Here is a 19,262-nt window from a genome sequence, read left to right on the forward strand (position 1 = left end):
GCCGCGCCGGCCGCCCCTCGCCCGGCCGCCCACCACCCGCCCGCGGCGGCCGCTCCCGCAGCACCGACCGTCCCCGCCACCGTGCGGCCCCGCGCCGGCACGACCGCCCCCGCCACCGTGCGCCCCCGCGCCACCGGCCACGATGCCCCGGCGGGCCGGACCCGCCGGGAGCTCCGGGCCCCTGGCAGGAGCAACGCCCGCACGCTCCTGCTGCAGGGCGTCATGCCTCGGCGCGCCTCCCGCTGGCGGCTCCCCACCTGGGCCGAGCTGGCGTCGGACCGGCTCTGGCTGGGGGCGATGGCCGTCGTCCTGCTCGTGCTCACGATCCTGCTCGCAGCCGCCCTCGGTAGTCTGGGCGGCGCCGACAGCTCCGCCGCCGGAGGACCGGCGGTTCCCTATTCCCCGATCTCAGTGAAGGACGACTAGTGGTGGACGAGATCCCGCGGGTGCTTGCGGGGCGTTACGAGGTCGGCGAGCTGATCGGGCGCGGCGGCATGGCCGAGGTGCACATCGGCTACGACAACCGCCTCTCGCGCACCGTCGCGATCAAGGTGCTGCGGTCGGACCTCGCCCGCGACGCGACGTTCCAGGCCCGCTTCCGCCGCGAGGCGCAGTCCTCCGCCGCGCTGAACCACCCCTCCATCGTTGCCGTCTACGACACCGGTGAGGAGCAGGTCGCCACCCCGAGCGGCCAGCACATCACCGTGCCGTTCATCGTGATGGAGTACGTCGAGGGCCACACCGTCCGCAGCCTCGTCTCCGGCGGGGACCCCGTGCCGATCGAGGAGGCCGTCGAGATCGTCGTCGGCGTGCTCTCGGCACTGGAGTACTCCCACCGCGAGGGCATCGTCCACCGGGACATCAAGCCCGGGAACATCATGCTGACCCCCACGGGTCAGGTGAAGGTGATGGACTTCGGCATCGCCCGCGCCATGACGGACTCCGCGGCCACGATGACCCAGACACACGCCGTCGTCGGCACCGCCCAGTACCTCTCCCCGGAGCAGGCTCGCGGCGAGGTGGTCGACGCGCGCTCGGACCTGTACTCCACCGGCTGCCTGCTCTACGAGCTGCTCACCGGCCAGCCTCCGTTCACCGGCGACTCGGCCCTCGCCGTCGCCTACCAGCACGTCGGCGAGACCCCGAAGACGCCCTCCAGCGTCGCTCCGGACATCCCCGAGGTCCTCGACCGCGTGGTCCTCAAGGCGCTGGCCAAGGACCGCAACGACCGCTACTCCGACGCCGCCCACATGCGCGCGGATCTGCTCGCCGCCGTGCGCGGGGGCCGCGTCGAGGCGCCGGCCACCGCGGTGTGGGGCGCGGCCGGGGCGGCCGCGGGCGCCACCGCCGTCACGACCCCGCTGGCCGCCGCCGAGGCGACCCGGACCATGAGCGCCACGACGACGGCGACGCGCGCCGGCGCGCCGGCCCCGGCCGACGAGGAGCCGCCCCGGCGGTCCCGCTGGTGGGTGTGGCTCCTCGCGCTGCTGGGTGTCGCCGCCGCCGTCGGCATCGTCGCTCTCGTGATGAACCCGGCGAACAACGAGCCGCCGCCGCCCGAGATGGTTCAGGTGCCGGACATGACCGGCCTGGACCAGGTCGGCGCCCGCCAGGAGCTCGAGGACGTCGGGCTCGTGGCCAGCATCGTCGACGACGTCCCGTCCGACACCGTCGAGGCCGGGCTGTTCGTCGAGTCCGACCCGCCGGCCGGCACGGAGATCGAGGTGGGCCAGACCGTCGAGATCGCGTTCTCCTCGGGCCCGGAGGCGGTCGAGGTGCCGAACGTCGTCGGCATGACCCAGGACCAGGCGGCCAGCGCGCTCGAGGGCGCCGGCCTGACGTCGGGCTCCGTGACGGAGGTGAATGACCCGTCGGCCGCGGCCGGCGACGTCGTCGCGACGGATCCGGCCGCCGGGGACTCGGCGGCCCCCGGCTCGCGGGTGAACCTGACGGTGGCCAGCAACCTCGCCGACCTGCCCGACCTGACCGGCAAGACCGAGGAGGAGGCCTCCGCCGCGCTCGCCGGGCTGGACCTGAACGCGCGCATCACCCAGGAGGAGTCCGCGGACGCCCCGGCGGGCACGGTGATCAGCCAGTCCCACCCGGCCGGCGTCGTCGAGCGCGGCACGACCATCACCCTCACGGTCGCCGTCGCCGCGCCCGAGCCCAGCCCCGAGCCGACGACGGAGCCCCCCACCGAGGAGCCGACCCAGGACCAGACGGAGGCGCCGACGGACGGTCAGCCGACCGACGGCGGCGGCCAGGGCAACGACGGCTGACCCCGCTCGCCCGCCGGCGGGCGGGAGCTCTGCACCTCAGTCGGCCCGGCGGACGGGATGGCTCAGCGCCGGAGGTAGGGCTCAGCGCCGGAGGTAGGGCTCAGCGCCGGACGCTGCTCAGCGCCGCACGAGCGGCGCGAGGCCCTGCGACCGGGCGACCGCGCCGTCGTCGCCGGTGACGGCCAGCCAGTTGGCGAGCAGCCGGTGCCCGCCCTCCGTGAGCACGGCCTCGGGGTGGAACTGGACGCCGTGCAGCGGCAGGCTCCGGTGCTGCAGGCCCATGACGATGCCGTTCGCCGTCTCGGCGGTGATCTCGAGCTCCTCGGGCACCGTCTCACGCACGACGGCGAGGGAGTGGTAGCGCGTGGCCGTGAACGGGGTGTCCAGGCCCGCGAACACGCCCGCTCCGCGGTGGGTGACCTCGGAGGTCTTGCCGTGCATCAGTTCAGGTGCGTGGGTGACGACGCCGCCGTAGACCTCACCGAGGGCCTGGTGGCCGAGGCACACGCCGAGCATCGGCAGCGCCCGCTCGGCGCAGGCCTGGATGATCTCCATCGAGGCGCCCGCCTCCTTCGGGGTCCCTGGCCCCGGCGAGACCAGCACGCCGTCGTAACCGTCGAGAGTGCCGGGCACGGCGTCGTTGCGCACCACGGTGGTCTCCGCGCCGAGCTGCTGCAGGTAGCCGACGATCGTGTAGACGAAGCTGTCGTAGTTGTCGACGACGAGGATCCGGGACATCACTGCGCTCCCACGGTGCTTGATGCTGAGTGCCGGGCCCTGGAGGGCCGCACCACAGGCCTACCACGACCGGCCGGCCAGGTCACGGCCCGTCCGCGTCTCATGCGTCCTCGAGCACGTCTGCGTACTGCAGGCTCATCGTGCCGGAGTAGGGCGGGAGCTCCAGCTCGGACCGGGTTGTCATCGACCAGCCCAGACCGACGGCGTCGACGTACTGCAGGTAGACGGACACCCCGGGTGAGGACTCGAGGGAGGAGACGAGCTGGTCGGGGCCGCCGACGGCCTCGATGACGTAGGGCGGCGAGTACGTGCGGCCGGCGATGTGCAGCACGTTCCCGACGCAGCGCACCCCGGTGGTGGAGACGACCCGGTGCCCCTGGACGCTCATCGCCTCGGCACCGCCGGCCCACAACGCGTTCATCACCGCCTCGAGGTCCTGCTGGTGGACCACCAGGTCGTCCGGTGCGAAACCCTCCTGCGCACCGTTCTGCGGCGCGTCCCAGAGCTGCACCTCGACGCCGGGGCCGTGCACCTCCTGGAGCGCGAGTGCGGACAGCTCCGCGTCGCCGTCCGGTCCGGTGCCGTCCGTGGGGGTGTCGGTCCCGTCCCGGAGGAAGGGGGCGATGTCGGCCCGCAGGTCGGCGTTCTCCTTCTCGAGACGCTCGAGGCGCTCTGATTCCGCCCGCGCCAGGCCCTGGAGGTCCTGGGGCTGGCGCGCCTCGGTCCCCGCGAAGACCGACGCGTTCGCCGCGAAGAGCAGGCCCGCCAGGAGGCCGACGACGCCGGTGCCGACGGAGAGGCGCGACAGACGACCGGGACGGTCACCGTCGTGCGCCGCACCGTCCGGGCCCGGCGTGCTGGCCGTGGGGGGACCGTCCACCAGTTCCTCCTCCCCGGCCGACGCGCAGGCGTCGGTGAGCCGCGTCCTTCGCGTGCGAGACTACGGTAGGTGATCGGCACGGCCCGCGGGGTCGCGCCCCGACTTCGTGCCCGGACCTCGGGCACAGGCACGTGGGCCTCCCTGGTGGAGCGCTCGTGAGGAGTAGCAGCATGCCCGAGTCCAAGAAGCGCAAGAAGGCCACCGAGAAGGGGCACGAGCCCCGTCCGGCGGCCGTCCCGGCCGTCAGCCCCCGCTGGTGGGCGCCGACCATGGTCACGCTCATGGTGATCGGGCTCGTCTGCGTCGTCCTCACCTACCTGACCAAGGGCAACCTGCCCGTTCCGGGCCTGGGGAACTGGAACCTGGCCATCGGCTTCTCGGTCATGATCGTGGGCTTCTTCATGACCCTGCGCTGGCGCTGACGCGGCGCTCTCCCCGCCGGTTCCATCCCCGGCGCCGCACGGCCGACGCCGCACGGCCGGCTCCGTAGCGCTGCGGCACCCGGGCAGCCGCAAACGACAGGGCCGGGCGGCGAACGACAGGGCGGGCCGCGAAGGACAGGCCGGGCCCCCGGACGACGTCGAGGCCTACCAGCTCGTATCCACTAGAGCCCGCTCAGACGGCCCTCCACCCGTCAGGCCCGCGTCCTTTCCTCTGCCGGCCGTGGCGACGGCGACGCGCGTCGGCTCGCGCCGGCGCCCCCTCGGGCTGGGGCGCCTCTCTCGTCGGCGCATGCCCGTAGGGCATCCGTAGCGTCCCGCGCGGGCGCTGTTGTCTGTGGTGGTCTGCTCGTCCACCGCGGCGGCCACGCCCCGCCGTCGAGGCCCCTCGGCCCCACTCTGAAACGACCCGGACACTAGTCGAACTCGTGTACCCACAGACTTACCCCCACCTGGGGATAATCACACCTGTGTAAGTTTCCACCGCTGTGTGTACAACTGTGGAAAACCTCCACGCACCCATCCACAAGTGTGCAGAACCATGTGGAGAACTACATGGTTGTAAGTTTCCTCCGCACGTGTGGTCATGTGCGCCACGATCCGCGTCGTTGCGGTCCTCGCCCCGTGTTCGGGAAAGCTCCGGCGTCCGCCCACGAGGCACAGGTTGGCGCCGCACAGCGTGTGAATCCGTTGCGCACATCTCCACACCCCTGCATGTGGAAACGCGTTCCCGTGCGGCGCGCGACTGTGGACGGGCAGGCCACAGCGGGGGATAACGGGAGGGCAGCGGCTTCCTCGCCCCGGAGGTGGGTCCCGTAGGGATCATGACGGCGCGAGGAAACTGTCGTCGGGAGCCACGTGAGGCCATGAGGCTCGAGGGCCCTGCAGCTAGAGGCCGGTGAAGTTGGAGGCCGGGGCCCGGCCCACCCACACGTCGACGGGCAGCCGTCGGTAACCTGAGAGACGGAGATCGTGCCGTTGCCTCGAACCGACCACACCCCTCAGCCCGGTGCGGCTGCAGGTTCAGCCAGTGGGCCAGGTGAGGCTGCAGCGCAGCCAGGCCGCCAGGTGAGGCCGCTGGTTCGGCCAGGCCGCCAGTGCGGCTCCGGGTTCAGCCCAGCAGCGGGGCGTAGCGCGCGACCACGAGCGCCACGAGGAGGGCGGCGACAAACACCGTGGCGACGACCCCGACGAGCGTCCGCCGGTTCCGTGGCGCGTGCGCGTACGCCAGCGCGAGGAGGGCCCCGGTGAGCGCCCCGCCCAGGTGGGACTGCCACGAGATGCCGGCGAAGACGAACCCGAGGACGAAGTTCAGGGCGATGAGGATGAGGATCTGCGTTGCGTCCCGGCCGAACTTCCGCATGACGATGAAGATCGCCGCGAAGAGCCCGAACACCGCGCCCGAGGCGCCGACGACGGAGGTGCTCCAGGACGGGCCGGCCGGGTTCGCCAGCAGCAGCACCGCAACCGACCCTCCGACCGCGGAGAGCAGGTACAGGGCAGTAAAACGCCAACGCCCCAGCGCAGGCTCCAGGACCGATCCCACGATCCACAGGGCGTACATGTTGAGGGCGAGGTGGAGGGTGCCGCCGTGGAGGAACGCGGAGGTGAGGAACCGGTACGGCTCCTGCACACCGAGGGCGGGCATGAAGATGAAGCTGCCGGTGACCGTCAGGCCCGGCACGCGCTGGGCGAGGTATGCCACCACGCACAGCGCGATGAGGGTGATCGTGACGACGGGCCGTCCGCCGCGGGCGCGTCCACCGAGCACGGTGCGCGTCGCGGGCACCCTCGCCCGCGCCTCGTTGACGCAGTCGACGCACTGGATCCCGACGGCCGCGGGCCGCTGGCACTCCGGGCAAGCCGGGCGCCCGCATCGTTGGCACCGCACGTAGGAGACGCGGTCGGGGTGACGGGGGCAGACCGGCACCTGCGGGGTGCCGATCTGCCCGTGAGCGTGCTCCGTCATGCGACTACTCGGTGACGGTCACCGAGTTGATGGTGATCTCCTCCACCGGACGGTCCATGGACCCGGTGGCGGTGCTGCCGATCTTGTCCACGACGGCGCGGGAGGCCTGGTCGACCACCTTGCCGAAGATGGTGTGCTTGCCCTGCAGCCAGGTGGTCGGGGCAGTCGTGATGAAGAACTGCGAGCCGTTGGTGCCGCGGCCCATGCGCTTGCCGGCGTTCGCCATCGCGAGCACGTAGGGCTCGGTGAAGTTGAGCTCGGGGTGAATCTCGTCGTCGAACTGGTAGCCCGGGCCGCCGGTCCCGTTACCGAGCGGGTCGCCGCCCTGGATCATGAAGTTGGGGATCACGCGGTGGAAGATCGAGCCGTCGTACAGCGGGCGGTTGGTCTCCTCGCCGGTGGCCGGGTCGGTCCACGTCCGAGCGCCCGTGGCCAGCTCGGTGAAGTTCTTGACCGTCTTCGGCGCGTGGTTCGGGTAGAGCTCGACGGTGATGTCGCCCGCCGAGGTGTGCAGAGTGGCTTCCATGCCCCGATCCTCGCACGGCCCGCCCCCTGGCGGCACGGGGGGTCCGTCCTCCGCCGTCGGGGAGGGACCTCCGACCCAGGAGCCGGTCCCCACTCCCGACCGTGCACCGTCGCCACGTGCCGTGGAACCATGCAAGCCTGGGCGCGTTCGACCAAGAGAGTGCAAGATGGATCGCAGTGGAGCGCGTCACCGGTCGGTGCGCGCCGCCGCAGGGATTTGTCCTCGAGACGACCAGGGAGAGCACATGTTGCGCAAGCGCAAGGCAATCGTGGTGGTAGAGCCGGAGCACAAGTTCGACGCCGAACGGTTGCGCAAGCAGGCCGCGGCACTGGGAGCCGTCGCGCAGGTGCAGGCCGCGCAGGCGGCCAAGCAGGCTGCCGTCGCGCGGGAGCAGGCGGCCCACCTCGCCGAGCTCAGCAAGGACTGGGCGACCCCCCGCGTGGAGGCCGCGGCCGCCTGGGCCGGGCCGAAGGTGGACAAGGCGTGGCGCGAGACCGTCAAGGCGACCGCACCCAAGGTGGAGCATGCGACCGAGCGGGTGCGCCCCGCCGTCGACAACGCTTACGAGCGCATCGTGGACGACTACCTGCCGCGCGTGCAGAAGGCGATGCACGACGCTGCGGACGCCGCTGCTGCGGGTGAAGGTCTCTCCGGCAAGGCGAGCAAGGCCGGCCGGGCGGCTCGCAAGGCCCTCGCCGAGCCGCCCCAGAAGAGCCACGGCTTCGGCAAGACCCTCGGCTGGGTGCTGGTGGGCACGGCGGCCGCCGGCACGGGCTACCTGCTGTGGCGGCGCAGCCAGCCGGTCGACGACCCGTGGGCGGAGGAGTACTGGGAGGACACCACGGTGACCTCGCCGGCCGCCTCCACGACCTCGACGGACTCCGGGACCGCCGGCGGCGCCGCCTCGACGGTGAAGGAGAAGGTCGGCGAGGCCAAGGAGAAGCTCGCGGGCGCGGCAGACTCCTCCGGCGCCAAGCCCGGCCAGACCTGGGAGACTGACACGGCGCGGCCGGGCCAGGAGCACAAGGTCGAGGACGAGGGCCCGAGCGGGACCACCCCCGCCCCCTGATCCGCGGATCCTTCGCCGGACACCGGCCCCAGCACACGGACGCGGCCTCCTCGGAGGCCGCGTTCGTCGTCGTCGCTTCGTTGTCGTCGGCACGTCCGTGCGACGGCCGTGCGGCGGTGTGCGGCGGTGGTCCCGGGGGGCCCGACGCCGCCCCGGGCGACCACCCGCGCGCTGGCTCCGACGATCCGGTCAGGAATCGAGAAGCGCCGGGCCGTGGCCGAGCCCTACCGTCGTCACAGCGCCCGCCGAACCGGGCCGCACCAGCGAGGGAAGGGAGCGCACGTGACCGCGGAGACTGCCAGGAACGCGCCGGACGGCTTCAGCGCCGAGGAGCGCGCCGCGATGAAGGAGCGCGCGGCGGAGCTGCGCGCGGAGGGGCGCAAGGGCGCCAAGAGGGCCGACGGCCTGCAGGCCGTTCTCGACCGGATCGCGGAGATGGCGCCGACCGACCGCGCGCTCGCCGAGCGCGTGCACATGGCGGTGACCGAGGCCGCCCCCGAGCTGTCGCCGAAGACCTGGTACGGGATGCCCGCTTACGCGAACGCCGACGGCAAGGTCGTCGTCTTCTTCCAGGACGCCGGCAAGTTCGGCTACCGGTACGCGACCCTCGGTTTCCAGGACGCCGCGAAGATCGACGACGGCGACATGTGGCCGGTGTCGTACGCGATCCAGAGCTGGACCCCGGCGGTGGAGAAGAAGGTCCTCGAGCTCGTGCGGGCCGCGATGAGCTGAAAGGGGGCTGGAGGGACTCGTGGGCAGCGTGACCTGCGACATCACGATCACCGTCGACGGGTACTCGGCGGGTCACAACCAGACCGAGGATCGACCCTTCGGCGACGACGGTGGTGACGGCACCGGCGCAAGGCTGCACGCCTGGGCGTTCCGGCCCCCGACGAGAACCGGGCGGAGAGGTGCTGCGCCGGGCGCGACGCCGCCTGGGAGGGTGACGTCGGCGTCCTGGGCGGTGCGACCACCGAACGCGTGAGGCCCCTCCCCGGACGGGGAAGGGCCTCACGACTGCGGTGGAGCCAACGGGACTCGAACCCGTAACCCCCTGCTTGCAAAGCAGGTGCGCTACCAATTGCGCCATGGCCCCGCGCACCCCGTGGGGCGCGGATGGAAACTACCCGGTCACCTGGGGGGGCTGCTCGCCGAAGCTGTCGGTGACCTCCGCCCACAGGTCCCGCTCCTCGCGGTCCTGCCGCACCTTGATCCAGGCGACGTAACCCGTGATCGCGGCGGTGGCCAGCAGCAGTGCCTTCTTCACGTCGTACCTCCTGTGATGCCCCTCGGGGCCCGCAGGGGCGGTGCGGGGTGGGCCTAGCTGGACTCGAACCAGCGACCTCTTCCTTATCAGGGAAGCGCTCTAACCGACTGAGCTATAGGCCCCCGCCGACCCGTCAGGACCGGAAGGTCCTCGGGGGCGTGCGCTGTGCGCGCGTGCAAGACTATCCCAGCGCCCGCCCTCGTCCCAAACCGGCAGGCGGCCAGGTGACGAGATTCACGGGCGCCAGGTCAGTCGTCCGTCAGCGTCATGTGCAGCCCGCCCACGAGCGCGGCCACGATGTTGTACAGGAAGGCGCCGATCGTCCCGAGCGCGGTCAGCAGCAGGATGTCCACCACGCCGACGATCGTGGCGAAGGACATCACTCGGTCGAACTTCACGTAGTCCATCAGCTGCAGGAAGCTCTCCGAGCCGATCGACACGAGCAGGTCCTCGATGTCGGCGAAGACGTGCATCGAGTCGAGCACGAACCAGACCAGCGCGGCGGCGACGACGATCATGATGCCGAGCGCCACCGACAGCAGGAACGACAGCTTCATCGCCGACCAGGGATCGATCCGCGAGATCGACAGCCGCACCCGGCGCGGGCCCCCGGCGACCGGCCGTGCCGGCCGTGCGGCGCCGCCGGGACGCGAGGCCTCCCCGGGTGACTCGGCGGACGTGGGCGAGACCGCGGGGCGGTCGGCCGGTGCCCCTTCCCGCTGTGCCGGGCCGGCGAACCGGTCGGCGACGCTGCGCCGGAGCGTCTGCGTGCGGGAGAGGTCGTCGTCGGGAGACGGCGGGGGCGGCGGGGTCATGCCGTCCCGCCCCGGGCTGGTGGTGCTCATGCGTCTCCTCCGTCAGTGGCGCCGGCCGCTTCCTCAGGGGACGACGCTACCCCGTCGGCGTCCTCCGGCGTCGACCCCGTCACGGCGGTGTCGCCGGAGGCCGCGGTCTCCCCGGTGGCGGGGGTGCCCTCGACCCCGACCTCGGCGTCAACGTCGCGCTGGACGTTGCGGGCGACGGCGATGATCCGGTCGCCCTTGTCGGGACGGGCGAAGGTGACGCCCTGGGTGTTCCGGCCGGTGAGGTTGACCTCGGCGACGGCGGACCGGACGATCTTGCCGCTCTCCATGATGACCATCACCTCGTCGTCGGGCGCGGTCAGGAGCGCGCCCACGAGGTCCCCGCGGGCCTCCACGAGGTTGGCGACCTTGATGCCCAGGCCGCCGCGGCCCTGGACGCGGTACTCGGACACCGACGTGCGCTTGGCGAAGCCGCCCTCGGTGACCACGAAGAGCGCGGAGTTCTCGTACCAGTCGCGCAGGACGTCCATCGCGAGCAGCTCGTCGCCGTCACGGAACTTCATGCCGGTCACGCCGGAGGTCGCCCGACCCATGGGCCGCAGCGCCTCGTCGGTGGCGGTGAAGCGCAGCGACTGGCCCTTCCGGGAGACCAGGAGGAGGTCGTCGTCGGGGTTGACGAGCCGCGCGGCGATCACGCGGTCGGGGTTGCCGTCCTCGTCCTCGCGCAGGTTGATGCCGATGACGCCGCCGGTGCGGTTGGTGTTGTACTCCTGCAGGCGCGTCTTCTTCACCAGGCCGCGCTGGGTGGCCAGGACGAGGTACTCGGCCTGGTCGTAGTCCCGCAGCGCCACCACCTGGGCGATGCTCTCGCCGGGCTGGAAGGCGAGCAGGTTGGCCACGTGCTGGCCCTTGGAGTCGCGGCCGCCCTCGGGGAGTTCGTACCCCTTCGCCCGGTAGACCCGGCCGAGGTTGGTGAAGAACAGCAGCCAGTGGTGCGTGGTGGTGACGCCGAAGTGCTCGACGAGGTCGTCCTCGCGCAGCTGCGCGCCCTTGACGCCCTTGCCGCCGCGGCGCTGGGAGCGGTAGTTGTCCGTGCGCGTGCGCTTGGCGTAGCCGCCACGCGTGATGGTGACGACGATGTCCTCCTCCGGGATGAGGTCCTCGATGGACATCTCCCCGTCGAAGGGCACGATCGTCGTGCGGCGGTCGTCGCCGTACTTCTCGACCGTCGCGGCGAGCTCCTCGCCGACGATCTCGCGCTGCCGCTCGGGCGAGGCGAGGATGGTCTTGAAGTTCCGGATCTTCGCCTCCTCCTCCTCGTGCTGCTCGAGGATCTTCTGGCGCTCGAGGGCGGCGAGACGCCGTAGCTGCATCGTCAGGATGGCCTCGGACTGGATCTCGTCGATCTCGAGGAGCTCCATCAGGCCGGTGCGGGCCTCCTCCACGGTCGGGGAGCGCCGGATCAGCGCGATCACCTCGTCCAGGGCGTCCAGCGCCTTGAGGAGACCGCGCAGGATGTGGATGCGCTCCTCGGCCTTGCGCAGCAGGAAACGGGTGCGCCGGACGATGACGTCGATCTGGTGGTTGACCCAGTGCCGGACGAAGCCGTCCAGGCTCAGGGTGCGCGGCACGCCGTCGACCAGGGCGAGCATGTTCGCCGGGAAGTTGTCCTGCAGCTGGGTGTGCTTGTACAGGTTGTTCAGCACGACCTTGGCGACGGCGTCGCGCTTGAGGACGATGACGAGCTTCTGCCCGTTACGGCCCGAGGACTCGTCGCGGATGTCGGCGACGCCGGTGATCCGGCCGTCCTTGACGCCGTCGACGATCTTCTGCGAGAGCCGGTCGGGGTTGACCTGGTACGGCAGCTCGGAGACCACGAGGCACTGGCGGCCCTGGATCTCCTCGACCGTGACCACGGCCCGCTGGGTGATCGACCCGCGGCCGGTGCGGTACATCTCCTCGATGCCCCGCCGGCCCAGGATGGTCGCGCCGGTCGGGAAGTCGGGGCCCTTGATCCGCAGCATGAGCTCGCCGAGGAGCTCTTCCTTGGTGGCCTCGGGGTGCTCGAGGAACCACTTCACGCCGTCGGCGACCTCGCGCAGGTTGTGCGGCGGGATCCGGGTGGCCATGCCGACGGCGATGCCCTCGGAGCCGTTGACGAGGAGGTTGGGGAACCGGGACGGCAGGACCACCGGCTCCTGGTTGCGGCCGTCGTAGTTGTCCTGGAAGTCGACGGTGTCGGAGTCGATGTCGCGCACCATCTCCAGGGCGAGCGGCGCCATCTTGCACTCGGTGTACCGGGGGGCCGCGGCGCCCAGGTCGCCGGGCGAGCCGAAGTTCCCCTGCCCGGCGACGAGCGGGTAGCGCATCGACCACGGCTGGACCAGCCGCACCAGGGCGTCGTAGATGGAGGTGTCGCCGTGGGGGTGGTACTGCCCCATGACCTCCCCGACCACGCGCGAGCACTTGGAGAAGCTGGAGTCGGGGCGGTAGCCGCCGTCGTACATCGCGTAGAGCACGCGCCGGTGGACCGGCTTGAGGCCGTCGCGCACGTCCGGCAGGGCGCGCGAGACGATGACGGACATCGCGTAGTCCAGGTAGGAGCGCTGCATCTCCAGCTGCAGGTCCACCTGCTCGATGCGGTCGCGCACGGCGACCTGGTCCTCGGTGCCCTCCGGCTGCTCGGTGGGGCCCTGGTCCTCGGGTGGCTGGGTCACTGGTGTCCTTCTCGTCCTCGTCGGTCACGTCCGGGGCGGTCGTGGCGGCCCCGGGTCAGGCAGGGGTGGCTAGATGTCCAGGAAGCGCACGTCGTGCGCGTTGCGCTGGATGAAGCCGCGGCGCGACTCGACGTCCTCGCCCATGAGGATGGAGAACATCTCGTCGGCGGCGGCCGCGTCGTCGATGGTGACCTGGCGAAGCGTGCGGGTGTCCGGGTTCATCGTGGTCTCCCACAGCTCCTGGTCGTTCATCTCGCCCAGACCCTTGTAGCGCTGGATGCCGCTCTCCTTGGGCAGTCGCTTGCCGGCGCGTGCGCCCTCCGCCAGGAACGCGTCCTTCTCCTTGTCGGAGTACACGTACTGGTGCGGCGAGTTGGACCACTTGAGGCGGTACAGCGGGGGCTGGGCGAGGTAGACGTGCCCGTTCTCGACCAGCGGCCTCATGTACCGGAACAGCAGGGTCAGCAGCAGTGTGGTGATGTGCTGGCCGTCGACGTCGGCGTCGGCCATGAGCACGATCTTGTAGTACCGCAGCTTCGCGACGTCGAAGTCCTCGCCGATGCCGGTGCCGAACGCGGTGATCAGCGCCTGGATCTCCTGGTTGCCGAGGGCGCGGTCGAGGCGCGCCTTCTCGACGTTGAGGATCTTCCCGCGCAGGGGCAGGATCGCCTGCGTCTCGGGGTCCCGGCCCTGCACGGCCGAGCCGCCGGCCGAGTCACCCTCGACGATGAAGATCTCCGAGACCCGCGCGTCGCGGCTGGAGCAGTCCTTGAGCTTGCCCGGCATCGAGTTGGACTCGAGCAGGCCCTTGCGGCGGGTGGCCTCGCGGGCCTTGCGGGCCGCCATGCGGGCGGCCGCCGCCTGCTGGGACTTGCGGAAGATGTCCTTCGCCTCGTTCGGGTGGCGGTCGAGCCAGTCACCGAGGTGGGAGTAGAGCTGGGTCTGGACGAAGGTCCGGGCCTCGGTGTTGCCGAGCTTCGTCTTCGTCTGGCCCTCGAACTGCGGCTCGCCGAGCTTGACGGAGATGACGGCGGTCAGGCCCTCGCGGATGTCGTCACCCGTGAGGTTCTCGTCCTTCTCCTTCAGCATGCCCTTGTCGCGGGCGTACTTGTTCATCAGCGAGGTCAGCGCGGCGCGGAAGCCCTCCTCGTGGGTGCCGCCCTCGGTGGTGTTGATGGTGTTGGCGTAGGTGTGCACCGCCTCGGAGTACCCGTTGGTCCACTGCATCGCGATCTCCACGGAGATGCGCCGCTCGCGGTCCTCGGCCTCGAGGGAGATGACGTCCGGGTGGACCAGCTCGACCTTCTTCGTCGAGTTCAGGTGCTTGACGTAGTCGCGCAGGCCGCCCTCGTACATGTAGGAGACCTCGCGGTGCCCGGTGCGCGCGTCGTCGCCCGGGCCGGCGGCGTCGCCCGTGATCTCGTCGCCCTCGCCGGTGACGCCGGAGCGCTCGTCGGTCAGGGTGATGCGCAGGCCCTTGTTGAGGAAGGCCATCTGCTGGAACCGGGCGCGCAGCGTCTCGAAGCTGTAGTCGGTGGTCTCGAAGATGTCACCGTTGGCCCAGAAGGTGACCGACGTGCCGGTCTCCTCGGTCGGGTCCCCCTTGACGAGCGGGCCGGTGGGCACGCCGTCGACGAAGCCCATCCGCCAGGCGAAGCCCTGGCGCCTGACCTCCACCTGGAGGCGGTGGGAGAGCGCGTTGACCACGGAGACGCCCACGCCGTGCAGACCGCCGGAGACGGCGTACCCGCCGCCGCCGAACTTGCCGCCGGCGTGCAGGATCGTCAGGACGACCTCGACGGCCGGCTTGCCCTCGGACTCGACGATGTCGACCGGGATGCCGCGGCCGTTGTCGACCACCTTGACCCCGCCGTCGGCGAGGAGGGTGACCCCGATGTGGTCGCAGTAGCCCGCCAGCGCCTCGTCGACGGAGTTGTCCACGACCTCGTAGACCAGGTGGTGCAGGCCGCGCTCGCCGGTGGAGCCGATGTACATGCCGGGCCGCTTGCGCACCGCCTCGAGACCCTCGAGGACGGTGATGTTGCTGGCGCCGTACTCCTGGGTCACCGGCACGGTGCCGGGGTTGTGCTCCGGTGCCTCGGGTGCGGCCGGTGCCTCGGGCGCGCTCTCGGTCACGACGTTCTCGGCAGCGTCAGCACGGTGGTCAGCCACGGTCGTAGGCTCTCCTCGTCTCGCGGGCAGCGCACCGCCACCACCTGGCCGGAGGGCCGGGTGCGGGGCTACCGCTTGATCCCCTGGGCACGGTTACGCGCCGCACGGGTGGGTCGGTCGATTCTACAGCGAGCGGGCCGAAAACCGCGAATATCCACAGGGTCTGTCCACAGGTGGAAAGCCGGATGGGCGGGGTTCTCAGCCGTAGGTGTCGCGTGGGCCCCGCCCGGGCACCGAACGCCGTCCGCGCTTCCAGCTCGGACCGCCCGGGCCGAGCACCGTGATGGAGGTGACGGTGCCCTCGCCGACCTCCTCCGCGAGGCGTCGTTCCAGCTGCGGGAGGAGCAGCCGGACCTGGGTGGCCCAGGCCGTGGAGGTGGTGCGGAGCACCAGCGCGCCCTCCTCGAAGGTCTCCACGTGGCAGTGGTCCGCGAGCTGGTCACCCACCACCTCGCGCCAGCGCCCGACGACGCCGCCGACGCTCAGCGGCGTGCTCCACCCACGCTGGGTGAGCATCCGGGCGGCGATGCCGCCGAGGGGCTGCGGGTCGCGCCGGGACGGCCCGGGCCCGCTGATGCCGTAGCCCAGGCCCGGGCCGGGCCGCCAGGAGCCGGGGGGCGGTGCGCCGTCGACGTCCTCGGCGGCAGGCTCCGCCGTCGCCCCGCGGCGCCGGCGGGGGGCGGGGGCGCGGTAGAGGCCCTTCGCGCGTGCGGCCTCGCGGGCTCGCTCCAGCGCCAGGCGGGCGACGGCGTCCTGGTCGGCGGTGTCGGACGGCTCGGTGGGCCCGGCGGGCCCGATCGGTTCCGCGGGCCCGGCCGGTTCCACGGGTCCGGCCGGTTCCACGGGTCCGGCCGGTCCGACCGGCCCGGCGGGTCCGGTGGGCCGGGTGGGGTCAGGCACGGGTGACCTCCCCGCCGTGGACGTCGAACCGGGCCCCGTCGAGCGCCGCCGGGACGTCCTCGGGCACGGCGGCCGTGATGAGCACCTGCTGCGCGTGCGCGACCATGCCGGCGAGCCGCTCGCGCCGGCGCGAGTCGAGCTCGGCGAAGACGTCGTCGAGGATCAGGACCGGTTCGCCGTCGCGGCCCCACGGGGAGGCCTCGTCCTCCCGGAGCACCTCGTAGGACGCGAGCCGCAGCGCCAGGGCGTACGACCAGGACTCGCCGTGGCTGGCGTACCCCTTGGCGGGCAGGGTGCCGAGCGAGAGGACGAGGTCGTCGCGGTGCGGCCCCACCAGGCACACCCCGCGCTCGATCTCGCGCTCCCGCAGCCGGCCCATCGCGTCGAGCAGCCGCTGCGTGACGGCCCCGGTGTCGAGCAGCGCCTCCTCGCGCGCCTCGACGGCGCCGCGGGCGGCGTCCCCGGCGGCGCTGTCGTCGGCCAGTTCGGCGGCGTCGAGGTCGGGGGTCTCGTCCACGACGTCGATGCTGGCCCGGTAGTCGATGCGGGCCGCTCCCTGGCCGGCGCTGACCTGGTCGTAGGCGGCGGCCACGTGCGGCCGCAGCTTCCTGACCAGCTGGGCGCGGGCGGTCACGAGCTGGGCGCCGGCCCGCGCGAGCTGGCCGTCCCACACGTCCAGGGTGCTCAGGTCGACGCGGCCGCCGCGGCGGCGCGCGGCCCCGGCGGACTTCAGGAGGGCCCCGCGCTGGCGCAGGACCTTGTCGTACTCCGACCGCACCCCCGAGAGGCGGGGCGTGATGAGCACGGTCAGCTCGTCGAGGAACCGCCGCCGGTGACCCGGGTCGCCCTTCACCAGCTCGAGGTCCTCGGGGGCGAACACCACCGTGCGGACCACGCCGAGCACGTCGCGGGTGCGGGCCGGGGCGCGGTTGAGCCGGGCCCGGTTCGCCTTGCCTGCCACGATCTCGAGCTCGACCAGCGTGGGCCGGTCACCGTGGACGATCTTGGCCCGCACCACCGCTCCGCCGGTGCCCTGGCGGACGAGCGCGGCGTCGGCGGCGACTCGGTGGCTCGAGAAGGTCGAGAGGTAGGCCACCGACTCCACGAGGTTCGTCTTGCCCTGACCGTTCTGGCCCACGAAGGCCGTCACGCCCGGCTCGAGCGCCAGGACCACCTCGCGGTAGGACCGGAAGTCGTTCAGGGCGAGGTCCGAGACGTACATCCCCGCCCTGCTCCTTCCGTCCCTGGTGGTGTCTACTCGCTCGCGCCGGGTGCCGCCACGGAACCCCGCTCCGCCGTCGCCCCGGGCGGGGCGCCGACCTTCGCGCCGCCGTCCGAGGCGTGCACGGCGTGCCCGCCGAACTGCTTGCGCAGCGCGGCGACGGCGCGCATCGCCGGGGAGTTCGGCTGCCGGGAGGAGAAGCGCGCGAACAGCGCGGAGGAGATCACCGGCACCGGAACGGCGGCGTCGATCGCCTCGATGATGGTCCAGCGGCCCTCGCCCGAGTCGTCCACCCAGCCCGAGATGTCGTCCAGGCCCGGGTCCTCCTCGACGGCCTTGACCATCAGGTCCAGCAGCCACGAGCGCACCACGGTGCCGCGGCGCCAAGCGCCGAAGACCGCTCCGACGTCGGGGATCAGGTCGTCACGGGCCTCGAGGAGCTGGTAGCCCTCGGCGTAGGCCTGCATGAGGCCGTACTCGATGCCGTTGTGAACCATCTTGGCGTAGTGGCCGGCGCCGACGGGCCCGGCGTGGACGAACCCCTCCTCGCGGGGCCCCTCCGGTCGCAGCGCGTCGAAGACCGGCATGAGGTGCTCGATGTCCTCGGCCGCCCCGCCCGCCATGAGGCCGTACCCGTTCTCGCGGCCCCAGATGCCGCCGGAGACGCCGACGTCGACGTAGGAGATCCCGCGCTCGGCGAGGGTCTCGGCGTTGACGCGGTCCTCCTCGAAGTGGGAGTTGCCGCCCTCGACGACGAGGTCGCCCTCGTCCAGGACCTCAGCCAGCTCCTCCAGCACGGCCGCCGTCGGCGGCCCGGCCGGGACCATCACCCACACCACCCGGCGGGGCCGGGGCAGCGCGGCCGCGAGCTCGGCGAGCGTGGCGACCTCGGTGTTCTCCGGGTTGGCGTCGTAGCCGGTGACCTCCACGCCTGCGGCGCGCAGGCGCTCGGCCATGTTCCCGCCCATGCGTCCGAGGCCGACCATCCCGATGTGCATCTCGGCTCCCTCCGGTTTGCCGTCTCGCTCGTGCGTGTGGGCGCGCCCGCGTTGCGGACCGTGCGCCGTCCCCGGCCAGTGTGGCCCGGGAGGGCTCAGCCGGCGAACCGGATCGGCATCAGCAGGTAGCGGAAGCCCGGGTCGTCGTCGCCCTCGAGCGAGCCCTGGCCGGTCATGACGGCCGGCTTGGACGGGTGGGTGAACGACATCCGCACGAACGGCGTGGTGAGCGCGCCGAGACCGTCGAGGAGGTAGTGCGGGTTGAAGGCCGTGGTGATCGGCTCGCCCGTCAGCGTCGCCTCGAGCGCCTCGGAGGCCTGCGCGTCGTCGCCCTGGCCGGCCTCGAGGACCACCTGCCCCTCGCTGAAGGTCAGGCGGATCGGGGTGTTGCGCTCGGCCACCAGGCTCACGCGGCGGGCCGCCTCGACGAGGACGTGGGTGTTGACCACGGCGTGGGTGGTGGTGGACTCGGGAAACAGGCGACGCACGGGCGGGTAGTCGCCCTCGACCAGGAGCGACGTGGTGCGGCGGCCGCCGGCCTCGAAGCCGACCAGCGCGGCTGGCCCCTCCGTGGACAGCGCGACGTCGACGGAGCCGGCGCTGGTCATCGACTTCGCGACGTCGGAGAGCGTGCGGGCACGGACCAGCGCGAAGGAGCTGATCGACGGCGAGGCGGGGTGCCAGGTGAGCTCGCGCATGGCGAGGCGGTACCGGTCGGTGGCCAGGAGCGTGATCTTCTCGCCCTCGATCTCCATGCGGACGCCGGTCAGCAGGGGCAGCGTCTCGTCGCGGCTGGCGGCGATCGTCACCTGCGCGACGGCCTCGGTGAGGACCCCGGCCTCGACGCTGCCGCTCACCTCGGGCATCCCGGGCAGCGCCGGGTAGTCGTCCACGGGCATGGTCAGGAGCGTGAAGCGGGAGGCGCCGCAGGTGAGGACCACCTTCGAGCCGTCGAGCGCGACGTCGACCGGCTTGGCGGGCAGGGCCTTGCAGATGTCCGCCAGGAGCCGGCCGGAGACGAGGACGACGCCGGCGGACTCGACGTCGGCGGGCACCTCGGAGCGGGCGGAGACCTCGTAGTCGAAGCTCGAGAGGGTCAGAGTCCCGTCGGCGTCCGCCTCGAGCCGTACGCCGGCGAGGACGGGAACTGGGGGTCGTGCTGGGAGGGAACGTGCCGTCCAGGTGACAGCCTCGGTCAGGACGTCACGCTCGACCCGGAACTTCACGATGGATGACCTTCTCTCGAGGAATCGCCGGAGGGTGCACGCGGCGCAGGCCAACC

Annotated in this window: 17 protein-coding genes, 2 tRNA genes and 1 pseudogene; 6 read left to right on the top strand and 14 right to left on the bottom strand. The window is 72.1% G+C overall.

Annotated features, from left to right (window positions below; translation table 11 throughout):
- Both ABD774_RS12605 and pknB read left to right on the top strand, forming a co-directional pair.
- A partial coding sequence (locus ABD774_RS12605) for a hypothetical protein (RefSeq protein ID WP_345041685.1) occupies positions 1-426 on the top strand: 426 nt, incomplete at its 5' end.
- Positions 426-2,279, top strand: coding sequence for a Stk1 family PASTA domain-containing Ser/Thr kinase (gene pknB / locus ABD774_RS12610; protein ID WP_425554540.1), 1,854 nt, complete (start codon positions 426-428; stop codon positions 2,277-2,279). The genes ABD774_RS12605 and pknB, both read left to right, overlap by 1 nt.
- A gap of 117 nt (positions 2,280-2,396) precedes the next feature.
- Here the strand turns inward: pknB and ABD774_RS12615 are convergent, their stop codons facing one another.
- Both ABD774_RS12615 and ABD774_RS12620 read right to left on the bottom strand, forming a co-directional pair.
- Entirely contained in the window at positions 2,397-3,017 is a 621-nt protein-coding gene (locus ABD774_RS12615; RefSeq protein ID WP_345041691.1) for an aminodeoxychorismate/anthranilate synthase component II, read from the bottom strand.
- 100 nt (positions 3,018-3,117) lie between these two features.
- Positions 3,118-3,897: a DUF881 domain-containing protein gene (locus ABD774_RS12620; protein ID WP_345041693.1), complete on the bottom strand. Its 780-nt coding sequence runs from the start codon at positions 3,895-3,897 to the stop codon at positions 3,118-3,120.
- A gap of 170 nt (positions 3,898-4,067) precedes the next feature.
- Here ABD774_RS12620 and ABD774_RS12625 point away from each other — a divergent pair, with 170 nt between their 5' ends.
- The gene (locus ABD774_RS12625) at positions 4,068-4,319 is read left to right on the top strand and encodes a cell division protein CrgA (protein ID WP_345041695.1); all 252 of its coding nucleotides are present in this window, start codon (positions 4,068-4,070) and stop codon (positions 4,317-4,319) included.
- Positions 4,320-5,448: 1,129 nt separating this feature from the next.
- Here ABD774_RS12625 and ABD774_RS12630 read toward each other — a convergent pair.
- Together ABD774_RS12630 and ABD774_RS12635 are read right to left on the bottom strand one after the other, a co-directional pair.
- Positions 5,449-6,306 carry a rhomboid family intramembrane serine protease gene (locus ABD774_RS12630; RefSeq protein WP_345041697.1) on the bottom strand — a complete coding sequence of 286 codons (858 nt, stop codon included), beginning with the start codon at positions 6,304-6,306 and terminating at the stop codon, positions 5,449-5,451.
- Between the two features lie 4 nt (positions 6,307-6,310).
- Positions 6,311-6,832 carry a peptidylprolyl isomerase gene (locus tag ABD774_RS12635; protein ID WP_345041700.1) on the bottom strand — a complete coding sequence of 174 codons (522 nt, stop codon included), beginning with the start codon at positions 6,830-6,832 and terminating at the stop codon, positions 6,311-6,313.
- Between the two features lie 244 nt (positions 6,833-7,076).
- Here ABD774_RS12635 and ABD774_RS12640 point away from each other — a divergent pair, with 244 nt between their 5' ends.
- The 3 genes and pseudogenes from ABD774_RS12640 to ABD774_RS21855 form a co-directional block, all read left to right on the top strand.
- Positions 7,077-7,901 (top strand): hypothetical protein, encoded by an 825-nt coding sequence (locus tag ABD774_RS12640; protein WP_345041702.1) that lies wholly within the window; start codon positions 7,077-7,079, stop codon positions 7,899-7,901.
- A gap of 342 nt (positions 7,902-8,243) precedes the next feature.
- Positions 8,244-8,633, top strand: coding sequence for an iron chaperone (locus tag ABD774_RS12645; RefSeq protein ID WP_345041934.1), 390 nt, complete (start codon positions 8,244-8,246; stop codon positions 8,631-8,633).
- A gap of 7 nt (positions 8,634-8,640) precedes the next feature.
- A pseudogene (locus tag ABD774_RS21855) lies at positions 8,641-8,810 on the top strand (dihydrofolate reductase family protein); the annotation flags it as partial.
- A gap of 114 nt (positions 8,811-8,924) precedes the next feature.
- On the opposite strand, the gene ABD774_RS12650 reads toward ABD774_RS21855, so the two are convergent.
- The 10 genes from ABD774_RS12650 to dnaN all read right to left on the bottom strand — a co-directional run bounded on the left by ABD774_RS12650 (position 8,925) and on the right by dnaN (position 19,206).
- Positions 8,925-8,997: transfer RNA gene (locus ABD774_RS12650), tRNA-Ala, on the bottom strand.
- Positions 8,998-9,024: 27 nt separating this feature from the next.
- Positions 9,025-9,168 (bottom strand): DLW-39 family protein, encoded by a 144-nt coding sequence (locus tag ABD774_RS12655; protein ID WP_345041705.1) that lies wholly within the window; start codon positions 9,166-9,168, stop codon positions 9,025-9,027.
- A gap of 48 nt (positions 9,169-9,216) precedes the next feature.
- Positions 9,217-9,290, bottom strand: a tRNA-Ile gene (locus ABD774_RS12660).
- Between the two features lie 126 nt (positions 9,291-9,416).
- On the bottom strand, positions 9,417-10,013 hold the full coding sequence (locus tag ABD774_RS12665) for a DUF3566 domain-containing protein (protein WP_345041707.1): 597 nt from the start codon (positions 10,011-10,013) through the stop codon (positions 9,417-9,419).
- Entirely contained in the window at positions 10,010-12,622 is a 2,613-nt protein-coding gene (gene gyrA / locus ABD774_RS12670) for a DNA gyrase subunit A (RefSeq protein WP_345041936.1), read from the bottom strand. Before gyrA ends, ABD774_RS12665 begins: the two co-directional genes overlap by 4 nt.
- A 135-nt stretch (positions 12,623-12,757) precedes the next feature.
- Entirely contained in the window at positions 12,758-14,761 is a 2,004-nt protein-coding gene (gene gyrB / locus ABD774_RS12675) for a DNA topoisomerase (ATP-hydrolyzing) subunit B (RefSeq protein WP_345041939.1), read from the bottom strand.
- A gap of 297 nt (positions 14,762-15,058) precedes the next feature.
- Positions 15,059-15,760 (bottom strand): DciA family protein, encoded by a 702-nt coding sequence (locus ABD774_RS12680; RefSeq protein WP_345041710.1) that lies wholly within the window; start codon positions 15,758-15,760, stop codon positions 15,059-15,061.
- Positions 15,753-16,982: a DNA replication/repair protein RecF gene (gene recF / locus ABD774_RS12685; protein ID WP_345041712.1), complete on the bottom strand. Its 1,230-nt coding sequence runs from the start codon at positions 16,980-16,982 to the stop codon at positions 15,753-15,755. Before recF ends, ABD774_RS12680 begins: the two co-directional genes overlap by 8 nt.
- Before the next feature lie 32 nt (positions 16,983-17,014).
- Complete coding sequence (gene gnd, locus ABD774_RS12690; RefSeq protein WP_345041941.1) at positions 17,015-18,079, bottom strand: phosphogluconate dehydrogenase (NAD(+)-dependent, decarboxylating); 1,065 nt, start codon at positions 18,077-18,079, stop codon at positions 17,015-17,017.
- Positions 18,076-19,206: a DNA polymerase III subunit beta gene (dnaN, locus tag ABD774_RS12695; protein ID WP_345041714.1), complete on the bottom strand. Its 1,131-nt coding sequence runs from the start codon at positions 19,204-19,206 to the stop codon at positions 18,076-18,078. The genes gnd and dnaN overlap by 4 nt, the downstream gene beginning before the upstream one ends.
- Positions 19,207-19,262: the final 56 nt, after the last annotated feature.

Origin of the sequence: Georgenia daeguensis (assembly GCF_039537705.1) — a bacterium.
GTDB classification, from domain to species: Bacteria; Actinomycetota; Actinomycetes; order Actinomycetales; family Actinomycetaceae; genus Georgenia; species Georgenia daeguensis.